This is a genomic window from Curtobacterium sp. S6 (assembly GCF_000710345.2).
Classification (GTDB): domain Bacteria; phylum Actinomycetota; class Actinomycetes; order Actinomycetales; family Micrococcaceae; genus Rothia.
The window spans coordinates 1,321,431-1,334,249 of sequence record NZ_JHEL01000015.1; the positions used below are offsets into that span (position 1 = coordinate 1,321,431).

Here is a 12,819-nt window from a genome sequence, read left to right on the forward strand (position 1 = left end):
CCGACCCGCCCGCACCGCTGTAGCGGTCCTCGCCCGCGCGAGGACCGCTACAGCGTTTTCACGAGGATCGTCGCGATCACCACGGATCCCGCGCTCACGCTCGTGAACCCGCCGATCAACATGGGCGGCAGAAGCCTGTCCAGAACGACCCGTTGCAACTCGGGATCCTCCGAGGACGAGCGGGAGACTTCCCTGGTGATCAGATAGTCGGCGGGAAAGCCGAACATGGCGGTCAGCGCCACGGGCATCCCGAGGTTCAGATCCCATTTCAGGAGCTTGCTCGCGATGCCTCCTCCCACCATGATCCCGATCATGCCGACCACGAGGATGACCACCACCACGCCGATCGCGCTCACGATCGCCGACAGCGACGCCTGCATCATCGGCACGGCCACGATCACGATGATCGCGACCATTCCGAGGGAAAATCCGTTGGCCTTCTCGAGCGACGCTTTGGGCAGGATCCCTAGCCACACGCACCCGATGCCCAAGGCGAGACCCCAGATGCTGTACGAGACACCCGTGAGTCCCTGGAGGTACATGGACAGCCCACCGCCGGCGACGACCATGAAGAGCAGGACCATCTGGCTTTCCTGCACGGCCTTGGGCAAGGTCACCAGTGTTTTGCGGTCCGCTTCGGCCTGAGCCTCCGGGGAAAGCTTGATCGCGCCGGTATCGGGGTCGTGGTCCACCGCGACGTCCCCGGAGTCGATCAGCGACTTCGCGTGTTTCTTCAAAAAGTAGGCCGTCAGGGGCATCGCGGGCAGGCTCTGAACCATCAGCACGAGGGTCGGAATCGTGGCGAGCGTCGTGAGCCCTGCGGTCGTCAGGCCTTCCGAGGTCAGCAGCGTCGAGACGATGCCGCCCACGAGCGGTCCCGTCCCCGCGACGGCGGTTCCGTAGCCGAAGGTGAGGCCGACGACCAGCAAGATCAGACCGGTCGCGCAGGCCATCCCGGCAACGGAGATGACGATGGGCCTCCACTGTTGCTTGAGCGATGAAATGGGCAACAGGGTCCCCATGTGCACGAGGATCGCCGGCTGAAGCACGGCCCCGATGCCCAAGAACAGCGACGCTTCGGCGATATCGGCGGGGAAGACCCCGGTTTGGGTCAGCGTCGCCATCGCGATGATGGCAATAAGCAGAGAAGGGATTCTGGCTCGGGTGGCCGAGGAGACGAGTTCGCCAACGGCGACGCAGGCCAGAAGGACCACGGCCGCGTAGAGGGTATCCATGGGTATCCATTCGATCGCGGAGGTGGCCGAACCACCGATGTCCACCCTGTAAGGGTAATCCACATCACTTTAGGGGGTGATGGGGATTACACAAACATTTCGTGCGGACGATTCCGCATGACATGGTCGACTCCGCTCTACCCCGCGCATCCGTCTCGCCACCGTAAGCTGGATTCAGCAGACCCATCACCCCAAGGAGACCGATGCCGGCCCGGACCAAGGACGCGACGCCCCAGCTTTCGCGCGGTGACGACGCACAGCTCGCCCGCTCCGGTCTCAGCTCGGAAGAGGTCGCGGAGAGAACCGCACGCGGCCTGACGAATCACCAACCCAACACCACCTCGCGCAGCGTCTGGGCCATCGTCAGAACCCACCTGTTCACGCTCTTCAACCTGACCCTGGGCGCATGTGCGGCCGTCATCATCGTGCTGGGTCGTTGGCTCGATCTGCTGTTCTCCCTGGCGGCGCTGGCAAATATCATCATCGGATTCGTGCAGGAATTCTCCGCCAAGCGGCAGCTCGACAAGATCGCCCTGCTACGCCAGGACCCCGCAAGGGTCCTGCGGGACGGAGAGATCGCTCAGATCACGCTCGAGGACATCGTGCTGGACGACGTGCTGCTCCTCTCCCGCGGGGACCAGGTTCCCGCCGACGCCGTGGTCCTCACCGCCGACGGCCTGGACCTGGACGAATCCATGCTGACGGGCGAGAACGATCCGGTGGTCAAGCACCCGGGCGACAAGGTCTATTCCGCGGCCTCGGTCGTGGGCGGTTCGGGGCGTGTCCGTGTGACGGCCGTCGGCGAGCGCTCCCACGCCTCGAGGCTGGCCAAAGAGGCCCGCCAATTCGCCCCCATCAACTCCGAATTGCGCGCGGCCACCGAGCGCGTGGTCAAGTGGATCTCGATCGCCCTGATCCCGATCATCGCGATCGTCCTGAACGGGCAAATGCAAGCCGTTGGCGGGTGGCACCGGGCCTTCGAGACCGGGGCCTGGCGGGACTCCCTCGTGGTGGCCGTTTCCTCGGTCGCCTCGATGGTTCCGCAGGGCCTCGCGCTGATGACCACCATTTCCTTTGCCGTGGCGGCCGTCAAGCTCGCGAGGGACGAGGTGCTGATCCAAGAACAGCCGGCGGTCGAGGTTCTCGCCCGCGTGGACACCGTATGCTTCGACAAAACCGGGACCCTCACCGAAGGCGGCGTCACCTTCCACGAGGTTCACCCCCTCGAGGGCGATGCCCCCTTCGGCGACGCCGCCCGCGGGGCCCTCGCCTATTTCGGCCACGACCCTCACGCGAATCCCACGGCCGCGGCCCTCGCACCGGCGTTCGAGTCCGTCCCGGCGGACGCACCCACCGGGACCCTCGCATTCTCTTCCGCGAATCGATTCTCCGGCATCGAATTTGCCGACTCGGGCGCGTGGATTCTCGGGGCGCCCGAGGTCCTGCTCCCTGGAGGCGCAATGCTCGACCGCGCATCGGAACTCGCCGGCCAGGGGCTGCGCACCATGGTCCTGGCATCCGCGGCGTCGCTCGTCAGAGACGACGACTCGCGACCGGTCCAGAAGCTCCCCGAGCGGTGCATTCCCGTCGCCCTGCTGACCTTCCGGGAGCAGGTTCGCTCCGACGCCGCCGAGACGCTCGCCTATTTCGTCGAGCAGGGAATCGACCTCAAGGTATTCTCCGGCGACAACCCCGCCACGGTCGCCGCGGCGGCCAGGCAGGCCGGGATGGAGGTGGCCGGTCACGCCGTCGATGCGTCCGCGCTTCCAGACGAAGGGGACGAACTGACCGAGGCGGCCCTCACGCACCACGTCTTCGGCAGGGTCTCGCCCTACCAGAAGAAAAACATGGTCTTGGGGCTGCAGGCGCGCGGCCGCGTGGTCGCCATGACCGGTGACGGCATCAACGATGCCCTGGCCCTCAAACACGCGGACCTCGGCATCGCGATGGGCAACGCCGCCCCCGCGACCAAGGCCGTGTCCCGGCTCGTCTTGCTCGACGGAAAGTTCTCGCGACTCCCCTCCGTGCTGGCGGAGGGCCGCAAGATCATCGCCAATATCGAACGGGTCACCAACCTGTTCCTGACCAAGACGAGCTTCGCGATCATGATGGGGCTCGTCCTCGGCCTGTTGGCCTGGACCTTCCCGTTCCTCCCCCGCCAATATTCGACCGCCGACCTGCTGATCATCGGCGGTCCCTCATTCGTGCTGACCATGTTGCCCAATAATCGGCGTTACGTGGGTGGCTTCCTGCGGCGGGCCCTGCACTTCGCGGCGCCGAGCGCCGTCGCGGTGACCCTCTGCATCGTCGGGATCAATTTCTACGCAAAATTCCTCGATCCGACCGGACAACCGCCCACCGAAGAGGTCCAGACGGCCAACTTCATCGTGTTGGTCCTCGTGGGCCTCTGGATACTCTGCGTGGGCTCGCGACCGCTCTCGGCGGCACGGTGGGGCCTGCTGATCGCGATGTACGTGGCCCTGGTCCTGGTCCTGCTGATTCCGATCTCGCTCGCCTACCACCAGTTCACGCTTCCCGGACCGCACCTGTTGATCGCCGCCCTGGTCCTGGCGGTGATCGGCAGCGGACTCATCGAAATCAATTTCTGGGTTCACCGGAGGTGGATGCGGCGCCACCAGCCGGAGGCGTTCCGCGCCGGCGTGGCTTCCGGAGAGGTCTAATGCCCCCGCAGGTTATAACAAACAACCCGCGCGTAGACCCCAGTCTGACTGGGAACGTTGCATAGGTTATAACGTGCAGGTAGTATTCTCAGCGGTTCGGCGAGTCCGCCGCACCATCAGGGTTGTTACTGACACAGCAGGCAAGACCTGAGTCGCGTCACCGGCATGTCCGGTGGCTTCACAGCGCATCCCGGTACGGCGCCGCCGCCCGGTCACGGCGCCGGTAGTCCCTCGTTGACGAGGCAACTCCCGAGGAAGCATCGCGACTCGGGTCTTTTTTTGTGTCCCGAGCCCGGCCCGCGGGCCGGTTCATGCATCTGAGGAGTCACCGTGGATTATCAGAAGACGGCGCGATCCGTCCTAGAGGGACTGGGTGGTGCGGAGAACGTCTCGTACTTCACCCACTGCGCAACGCGCCTCCGGGTCACGATCGACGACAAGTCCAAGATCGACAAACCGTTGATCGAGAAGACCGACGGCGTCCTGTCGGTCATCGAACAGTCCGGCCAAACCCAGGTCGTCATCGGCAATGAGGTGGCCAACGTCTACGAGGAGATGGCCAAGCTCCCCGGGATGGACAAGGAGGTCGGCGAGTCGCGCTCTTCCGGGTCCGGCGAGGCCAAGGGCTCCAAGGGCGGCCTCATCACGCGGATGTTCGACGTCCTCTCCGACTCCTTCCGCCCGGTCCTGTGGGCCCTGCTCGGCTCCTCGATGATCCTGACGCTGATCGTGCTGCTCCAGCAGCTGGGGGTCTTCGGTCAGTACACGAACTTCGCCGGCCAGGTCGTCAACGTCGACCTCGTCAACGGGCCCAAGGTCGGCGACGACGCCGCCAACACGGCCATGCTCAACGACTGGCGCGCTCAATTCCCGTTCTGGTTCATTCTCCTCGGGGCCGCGCTGTCCGTCCTGAACTTCATGCCGATCTTCATCGGCGCCACCGCGGCCAAGCGGCTCGGCGCCAACATGTGGGTCGGCGCCGCGATCCCCGCGGCCCTCATGACCGACGCCTTCCGGGGCCTGGCCACCATGGCCGACGGGGCCGACCACATCACCCTGTTCCACATCGGCGGCTGGGGCGTACCTCTGTACCTGTTCAACTACACCGGACAGGTGTTCCCGCCGCTCTTCGCGGTCGCGGTGCTCGCTCCGTTGGAGCGGCTCCTGAAGAAGATCATCCCGAACATGCTGCACATGGTCTTCGTGCCCATGATCTCGATCCTCATCATGGTGCCCCTGACCGCGATGGTCATCGGCCCGATCGGGGTCAACCTTGGTCTGGGGATCTCCAACATCTTCCAGTGGCTCAACGACATCAACCCCGCGATCGTCGGCGTGGTCGTCGCGGGCGCCTACCTCTTCATGGTTCCGCTGGGCCTGCACTGGCCGCTGAACGCCGTGATGATCTCCAACCTGTCGACCCTCGGCTACGACTTCATCCAGTCGCCGATGGCGGCCTACAACTTCGCCGTCTTCGGCGTCGTGACGGGTGTGGCCATCCGCGCCACCAGGGATAAGGAACTGCGTCAGGTCGCCACCGGCGCCGCCATATCGGGGCTGTTGGGCGGCATCTCCGAACCATCGCTCTACGGCGTGATTCTCCGGTACAAGCGGGTCTTTCCGATCATTCTGATTCCGGCCATGATTGCCGGCGGTTTGATCTCGTCCCTCGGCGTCAAGTCCTACGCTTTCGCGTTTACCTCGCTCCTGTCCATCCCCGCGATGCAGCCCATCCCCCTGTTTGCGATCGGCCTGGCCGTCGCCTTCTTCGGTGGTCTGGCCGGCGTGATGATCTTCGGCTTCCGCTCGAAGGCCCAGCGCGAGGCTGACCTGGTCAAGCAGACGGTGGCCCCCGACGAGGTGCCGACCGAGGACAAGACCCAGGCGCGTACCGCGACGGCCGGGGCAACCACCTCCGACACCGCGACGTCCGATGCGGGAAGCCATGCCGCCGGCGGCGGTGCCGCGGTGGCCACCGCGGCACCGAAGCAGGCACAGGCGGCCCCCGCGCCCGGAACCGAACTGACCGTGGGACTACCGCTGGAGGGAACCGTGGTTCCGCTCTCCGAGGTGCCGGATCCGATCTTCGCGGGTGGCAAGCTGGGCGACGGCATCGCGGTTCGTCCGACCGCTCAGACGGTGGTCGCTCCCGCATCCGGCACGATCATCGCGACCCCCGCCTCGCACCACGCCGTCGGAATTCGCTTGGACACCGGCGTCGAGTTGCTGATTCACGTCGGCATCGACACGGTTAACCTCAACGGACGCGGATTCGCTTCGGAGGTTTCCAAGGGCGACCGCGTCGAGGCAGGCCAGAAGCTGCTGACCTTCGATCGCGCGGTGATCGACGAGGCCGGATTCGATGCGATCACCCCGGTGCTGGTCACCAACACTCGCAAGTATGAGTCGGTCACGGGCACGGGTTCCGGCTCGCTGAGCCTCGGTGACCCGGTGATCACCATCGTCACCCGATAGGTCTTCACCAACGACGACGGCCCGGCGCCTCCTTGAGGAGGTGCCGGGCCGTCGTCGTTGCGTGTCACGGCTCAGGCGTCGGGGTCCTGTTCCGCGTTTTCTGCCAGCAGTCGTCGCTGGTCGGCCGAAACGCGCACAATGCGCCCTTCCGGAGCGTTGAAGAAAGCCAAAACCGTGGAAGCATCCACGCACCGCTGGCCGGTTTCCCCATCCAGGATCCGGTACTGGATCGAGATGCTCGCGGCGGTGACCTTGTCCACCCAGACCTGCACCGTGGCCGGGGTCCGGCGGTACGGCAAGGGGGCACGGTATTTGATGTGGTTCTCCGCGATGAGCGCCTGCGTTCCCTCGGGCAGTGCCGTGAACAACGGGATCGGGGCCTCGGCGCCTTCGGCACCGGGTGCCGCGGGCGGAGGCCCGAAGACGGCGATGCGCGCCTCTTCCATGATCCGCGCGATCTGGACGTTGTTGACGTGATGATACGCATCCATGTCCCCCCAGCGCAGGGGAACGTCGATGGTGATGACTCGAGAACTCATACACCCAGCCTAGTCACGCCGGGATAGAACGCGGGGCGCCCGGCACCGCGGCACCGCGGCACCGAACGCCCCATACCGCCTCTGCGTACGGTCAGCTCGCTTTAGTCAGCGTTTTACCGTTCGAGAACTTCTGCGTGTACTGCCCGCCGGAGGCCGTTCGGTCCGTGGTCGGGTAGCCGTAGCCGCGCTCGTAACCTGCCTGCATCCACTCCTTGCCGATCGCGCCCCAGGTGTAGACGGCGTGGGTCCCCGTCCCGTTCGGCGTCCAGTACACGGTGTGCCCGTTCGAGTAGGTCTGGAAGCAGCCCCCGTTGACGAGTCCGCAGACCTCCTCGGTCAACGGATAGCCGTAGCCGCGCTCAAAGCCGGCCTGCATCCACTTTTCGCCGATGGCACCGCGGGTATTGACCGTATGCGCGCCATTGCTATTCGGCGTCCAATACACCGTCTGACCATTCGAAAACGCCTGGAAACAACCCCCGCCGATCAGATTGCACTGCTCATCATTGACCGGATACCCGTAGCCGCGCTCAAAACCCGCCTGAATCCACTTCTGGCCAATAGCGCCCCGGGTATTAACCGTATGCGCACCATTGCTATTCGGCGTCCAATACACCGTCTGACCATTCGAAACCGCCTGGAAACACCCCCCGCCGATCAGATTGCACTGCTCATCATTGACCGGATGCCCGTAGCCGCGCTCAAAACCCGCCTGAATCCCCTTCTGGCCAATAGCGCCCCGGGTATTAACCGAATGCGCACCATTGCTATTCGGCGTCCAATACACCGTCTGACCATTCGAAAACGCCTGGAAACAACCCCCACCGATCAGATTGCACTGCTCATCATTGACCGGATAACCATAACCACGCTCGTAACCGGCCTGCATCCACTTCTGCCCGATAGCGCCCCACGTCTTGACGGTACGCGCGCCATTACTATTCGGCGTCCAATACACCGTCTGACCATTCGAAAACGCCTGGAAACAACCCCCACCGATCAAGCCACAGGATTCTTCGTTGACCGGATACCCGTAGCCGCGCTCGTAACCGGCCTGCATCCACTTCTGCCCGATAGCGCCCCACGTCTTGACGGTATGCGCACCCTTTCCATTGGGCGCCCAGTAGATCGTGTAGCCGTTGGCGAAGGTCTGGTAACAGCCGCCATTGACCAAACCGCAGGTTTCGTTGTTGACCGGGTCCCCGTATTTGGCCCGATTCGTATTCCACAGTCCACCGATCGCGGCCCGCAAGGTCACCACGCGACCATTGGGGGCCGTGTAGGTATCCGTGGAAACCGGGGTCCCCGTGCCGCCGATGGGCTTATATCCGGCGTTGGTCACATAGTTTCTCAGGCCCGCCGCGTCACCGTTGAACACATTGGAGTCCCCGGAGAATGGCCCGCTCGCGGAGTACTGCCAGATGTCGTACGTCGACCACCCCGCGGGCATAGGGCCCGGCGTGGAGGCATAGTACGAGATGTGCAGAGGCATCGCGCTGAACTGGCTGGTGTTGCCGGTGCACGTCGACCACCACGAGGAATTCGTGTAGATCGCCGGATACCGCCCCGTCCGGTTCTTGTACTGAGTGGTGAACGAGGAAATCCAGGCGTTCATCTGGCCCGGGGACATGTTGTAGCAGGTATTGCCCAGCGACGAGTACGGGTTGAACTCGATGTCGAGCATCCCCGGCAGGGTGCGACCATCGGCCGACCATCCGCCGCCGTTATTGACGAAGAAATCGGCCTGCTCCGCGCCCGAGGACTGCGAGGGCAAAGCGAAGTGGTATCCGCCGCGGTACATGCCCGCATTTCCCGCACCGTTGTACTGAGAAGAGAAAGTCGGCGAGACGTAGCCGATGCCCTCGGTCGTTTTGACCGAGGCAAACCGTGCACCGTTGGCGTATTCGGAGTACCAGTTGACGTTCGACTGCCATCCGGAGACGTCCATGCCCTGCACGCCGGACGTGGCGGCCGTCCCGCCGGTTTCGGCCTGCTCGCCCGGATTATCGACGGCCGACGCCTTATTCGGCTCGACGTTCTGCCCCGACTTGGCCTTTTCCAGATCCTGTGCGGCGGATTTCACCGACGCCGGCGAAAGATGGTCGGTCGATTCCAGGGGCTTCGTGCCCTGCCCCATAGTGGCGCCGGGGTTGCTTCCCCCGGTGCGCGGCGGGGTCGTCCCGAGGGACGGAGCCTTGAGAACGTCCGACTCGGGGACGAGCTTGGCGACCTGAGCATTTTCGTGTCCGTTGGTCACCGCACCCAAGGCCGACGTCGAGGACCCGGCGACCGTGGGCGTCGCACTCGGGGTCGCGCTCGGCGAGGCACTCGCTGGGGTCGTCGTCGGCTCCCCCACCGGTGCGGATGAGGACTGCGGCGTGGCCGCGGTCGACGGTTGGGTCTCGGCGAAGGACGGGGCCTGGAGACCGAGAAGACTGATGCATGCGAGCGAAGCGATGGCAATGCGGCGACGGCGGAACCGAGGGGAAGGCGCAGAGGCCGGGTGGGCAGAACGCATGGAGGTTATTTCCCTACCTTCAACAGGGCGCCCAAAGATGCCGACCGGTCACACAGGACCGCCGGATGGCGCAAACGAGTGAGTGCGGGGAGTATTCCCCGCACTCACAGTAGCCGCATTCTCGCAGGTCAGCTATGAATTCTGGGCATAAAAGCCCACGGCGCTAGCCCTCGCGCCGGGCGAGCTCCGCTTCCTCGAAGGCCTCCGCATCGGTGCCGACGTGACGCCGGACGACGGCGAAGTACACCAGCGTCAAAAACGCGTAGCAGCACAGGGCCACGATGCCCGGTAGCCGCATATCCGGGCTGGAGAATACGGCGAGGACGATCGCCAGCAGCCCGAGAATTCCGAGGATTGCCGTCGGCACGCCACCGAGCAGCCGGAATTCGGACGTCGCGCCGTCTTTCTGCCGATACCGGATATACGAGACCAAGATCAGCATCCACACCACCAGGATGAAGGTGGTGATCACGGACATCATGATCAGGAACACGTTCTCGGTCACCAGGGCCAGAACGATCACGATGAGGATTCCGAGGCACGAGACGGCGAGGGACCGCGTCGGGCTGCCGCGCCGATTGGTGCGCTGCAATGAGCGCGGGGCCATGCCCTGGTGGGAGAGTGAGTGCATGAGCCGCGTTCCGGCGTACACGTTGGCGTTGGCCGCGGACAGGGCCGCGACCAGAACGATGAAGTTGATGACCGCCGCGGCGGCCGGGATGCCGACGTCGGAGAAGACCATCACAAACGGACTCGAGGAAAGGTCCCCCGTCGAGGAAGCGGCCGACCACGGCATGATCGCCATGACCACGAAGAGGGCCAGGACGTAGAACGTGGCGAGGCGCCAGATGGTCGCCTTGCCCGCGCTACGCACCGAGCGGACCGGGTCCTTGGCCTCGGCCGCAGAGATCGAGATGAGCTCGACGCCGCCGAAGGAGAACATCACCGCGGCCATGCCCAGCCATATCGAGCTGGGGCCGTTGGGCAGGAACCCGTTCTCGGAAAGGTGGCTCAGGCCCTCGGCGGGGTGGCTCGGCAGCCCGAAGAACACGATGATGAGGCCGATGAGAATGAAGGCGATGACCGCGATGACCTTGATGCCCGAGAGAAAGAATTCGACGAGCCCGAAGGACTTCACGCTGTAGGCATTCAACAGAATGATCACGACCGCGAAGACGACGATCCCCACCCACATGGGCAGCTGCGGCCACCAGAATTTGAGGTACGTGGCGACGGCCACGAGTTCCGCGCCGGCCACACAGACAGTGGTGGCCCAATATGCCCATCGGGTGATAAAACCGCCGAACGCGCCCAGGTACCGCCCGGCCATGGTCCCGAATCCGCCCACGACGGGGTACTTCACGGCCATTTCACCCGCCGCGCAGGCGATGATGGCCGCGATGAGCGACCCGATGGCGTAACAAATGATCACGCCGGGTCCGGCGATGCCGATGGCGGCCCCCGAGCCGAGGAACAGCCCCGTGCCCAGCGCGGAGCCGAGGGCGATCATGGTCATCTGCTCGTGCGACAGCGAGCGCGCCAGACCGCCTGATATGGAATTCTTCGCCATAGAGCCGTGCAGCCCCTTCTCCAGAATGCGAGTGGATCGGGGGCAATTATCTCTCGAACCGGCGCCCTCGTGCACACCGCGTCTCACGGGGAGGGAAACACACCGTCTCACCTGGTACAAAAGACCTGCGCCGACCCGTATGTGGTGAACTGGACTCATGAGTGCTTCGTCGAGCTTTGAAACCACACCGTCTCACCCGGATTCTCACGAGTGGATCCGGACCAGCCGGCATACGGCGTACCTCACGGTGGAGAACCCCAGCGCCATGACGCTGGAAGGCACCAATACGTACGTCATCGGCGAATTGGGCGACCACTTCCCTCCCATGCCGGGTGAGCCAAAACCCCGGGCGGTCGTGCTCGACCCCGGCCCCGAGGCGGCCCCTCACGCGCGGCGCATCGCCGACGCGGTCGACGTCGCGCTGATCGTGGTGACCCATCACCACGAGGACCACACCGGCAACGTCGCGGCCCTCCGCGAGCTCACCGGAGCGCGCGTTCGCGCTTGGGACCAAGACCAGTGCCACGGTGCCCTCCCGTTGGAGGACGAAGAGGTCATCAATGACGTGGGCGTCGAGATCAGCGTGTGGCACGCCCCGGGGCACACCTCGGACTCGATCGCGCTGAGCGTTTTCGACGACGGCGTCATCATGACCGGCGACACGATCCTCGGGCGCGGCACCACGATGCTGGATTACCCCGACGGCGACCTCGAGGACTACCTGGACACGCTCCGAGTCTTCAAAGACGAGCCCGGTTTTACCGTTCTGCCGGGCCACGGGCCGCACGGGGAGTTTCTCGAGGAGGCCTGCGACCGGCTCCTCGACCACCGCCTCACCCGCATCCACGACCTCCGACGACGCCTCAAAGCCGCCAACGACGACCTGGGCCCGTCGGCCTCGGCGCTGGCCGGCGACATCTACGCCCACGTTCCCGAGCAGGTGCGCGGCCCGGCCCAGAAGACCCTCAAAGCGCAGCTCGCGTACCTGATGGACATCGGGGAGATCGCCGGCTTCACCGACTAGCGGGACACGGCCCCTTCGAAGGAGGGACCCGCCGGGAAGGTCGGCTCGTGGCGCTTGAACCACCCGATGACAGGGTAGGTGATCGGCAGGAGAACGACCTCGATCAGGCACTTGTAGACGTATCCGACGATCACGTAGTTGGCGAAGTCGCCGAACTGTTCGATGCCCAGGATCGGCGCGGCGATCGTGCAGAAAATCAGGGTGTCGAAGAACTCTCCGACGAGCGTTGAGCCGATGAGCCGAACCCACATGTGCCGTTCGCCGGTCCACTTCTTGAGCAGCGCCATGACCCACGCGTTGAGCAGCTGGCCCACGAGGAAGCCCAGGAGCGATCCGCCAATGATCCGCGGCACCGGCCCCAGCACCGCTTCGAAGGCGGACTGGTTCTCGTAGAAGTCCGCCGAGGGCAACATGATCGTGACCCAGAAGCTCAGCGACGCGAACGCCCCCGCGAGGAAACTCGCGATGATCGCCCGTCGCGCGGCCTTGAAGCCGTAGACCTCGGTCACGACGTCGCCGAGCACGTAGGCGAGCGGAAACAGGAAAAATCCGCCGTCGGTCAGGATCGGGCCGAAGGCCACTCCCTTAGTCGCGCCGATATTGGAGAGGATCAGCAGCACACAGTAGAGGGCGAGCAGGAGGTCGAAATAAGTTCGTGGCCGACGCGCGTACCTCGGGGCGCCGGGCGTCCCAGGGAGCTCGGGGGACGGAGCATCGTGGGACGCCGGGAGACTATCCCGACCGGACGGGGTGGAGTTCATGGGATCACCAATCTGT

The 12,819-nt window shown here is 64.7% G+C and carries 8 protein-coding genes; 3 read left to right on the forward strand and 5 right to left on the reverse strand.

The features are described 5' to 3' along the window. Positions 1-47 precede the first annotated feature (47 nt). Positions 48-1,298: a hypothetical protein gene (locus tag CURSPS6_RS12640; RefSeq protein ID WP_051687754.1), complete on the reverse strand. Its 1,251-nt coding sequence runs from the start codon at positions 1,296-1,298 to the stop codon at positions 48-50. Positions 1,299-1,438: 140 nt separating this feature from the next. On the opposite strand from CURSPS6_RS12640, the gene CURSPS6_RS08270 reads away from it, so the two are divergent. Together CURSPS6_RS08270 and CURSPS6_RS08275 are read left to right on the forward strand one after the other, a co-directional pair. Then, positions 1,439-3,916, forward strand: coding sequence for an HAD-IC family P-type ATPase (locus CURSPS6_RS08270; protein ID WP_035810330.1), 2,478 nt, complete (start codon positions 1,439-1,441; stop codon positions 3,914-3,916). A gap of 330 nt (positions 3,917-4,246) precedes the next feature. Beyond that, complete coding sequence (locus CURSPS6_RS08275; protein WP_030015477.1) at positions 4,247-6,391, forward strand: glucose PTS transporter subunit IIA; 2,145 nt, start codon at positions 4,247-4,249, stop codon at positions 6,389-6,391. Between the two features lie 71 nt (positions 6,392-6,462). Here the strand turns inward: CURSPS6_RS08275 and CURSPS6_RS08280 are convergent, their stop codons facing one another. The 3 genes from CURSPS6_RS08280 to CURSPS6_RS08290 form a co-directional block, all read right to left on the reverse strand. Next, entirely contained in the window at positions 6,463-6,930 is a 468-nt protein-coding gene (locus CURSPS6_RS08280) for an acyl-CoA thioesterase (protein ID WP_030015478.1), read from the reverse strand. A gap of 91 nt (positions 6,931-7,021) precedes the next feature. After that, positions 7,022-9,448 (reverse strand): GH25 family lysozyme, encoded by a 2,427-nt coding sequence (locus tag CURSPS6_RS08285; protein ID WP_051687755.1) that lies wholly within the window; start codon positions 9,446-9,448, stop codon positions 7,022-7,024. Between the two features lie 163 nt (positions 9,449-9,611). Continuing rightward, complete coding sequence (locus tag CURSPS6_RS08290) at positions 9,612-11,018, reverse strand: amino acid permease (RefSeq protein WP_030015481.1); 1,407 nt, start codon at positions 11,016-11,018, stop codon at positions 9,612-9,614. A 157-nt stretch (positions 11,019-11,175) separates the two neighbouring features. Here CURSPS6_RS08290 and CURSPS6_RS08295 point away from each other — a divergent pair, with 157 nt between their 5' ends. After that, complete coding sequence (locus CURSPS6_RS08295; protein ID WP_082470243.1) at positions 11,176-12,042, forward strand: MBL fold metallo-hydrolase; 867 nt, start codon at positions 11,176-11,178, stop codon at positions 12,040-12,042. On the opposite strand, the gene CURSPS6_RS08300 is transcribed toward CURSPS6_RS08295, so the two are convergent. Further along, positions 12,039-12,803 (reverse strand): queuosine precursor transporter, encoded by a 765-nt coding sequence (locus CURSPS6_RS08300; protein WP_030015483.1) that lies wholly within the window; start codon positions 12,801-12,803, stop codon positions 12,039-12,041. The genes CURSPS6_RS08295 and CURSPS6_RS08300 overlap by 4 nt on opposite strands. Positions 12,804-12,819: the final 16 nt, after the last annotated feature.

What these genes read in the sequence shown, in the direction of transcription:
- CURSPS6_RS08300 (WP_030015483.1), bottom strand. Translation starts at nt 12,803, where the DNA reads ATGAACTCCACCCCGTCCGGTCGGGATAGTCTCCCGGCGTCCCACGAT.
- CURSPS6_RS08290 (WP_030015481.1), bottom strand. Translation starts at nt 11,018, where the DNA reads ATGGCGAAGAATTCCATATCAGGCGGTCTGGCGCGCTCGCTGTCGCAC.
- CURSPS6_RS08270 (WP_035810330.1), top strand. Translation starts at nt 1,439, where the DNA reads ATGCCGGCCCGGACCAAGGACGCGACGCCCCAGCTTTCGCGCGGTGAC.
- CURSPS6_RS08280 (WP_030015478.1), bottom strand. Translation starts at nt 6,930, where the DNA reads ATGAGTTCTCGAGTCATCACCATCGACGTTCCCCTGCGCTGGGGGGAC.
- CURSPS6_RS08285 (WP_051687755.1), bottom strand. Translation starts at nt 9,448, where the DNA reads ATGCGTTCTGCCCACCCGGCCTCTGCGCCTTCCCCTCGGTTCCGCCGT.
- CURSPS6_RS08295 (WP_082470243.1), top strand. Translation starts at nt 11,176, where the DNA reads ATGAGTGCTTCGTCGAGCTTTGAAACCACACCGTCTCACCCGGATTCT.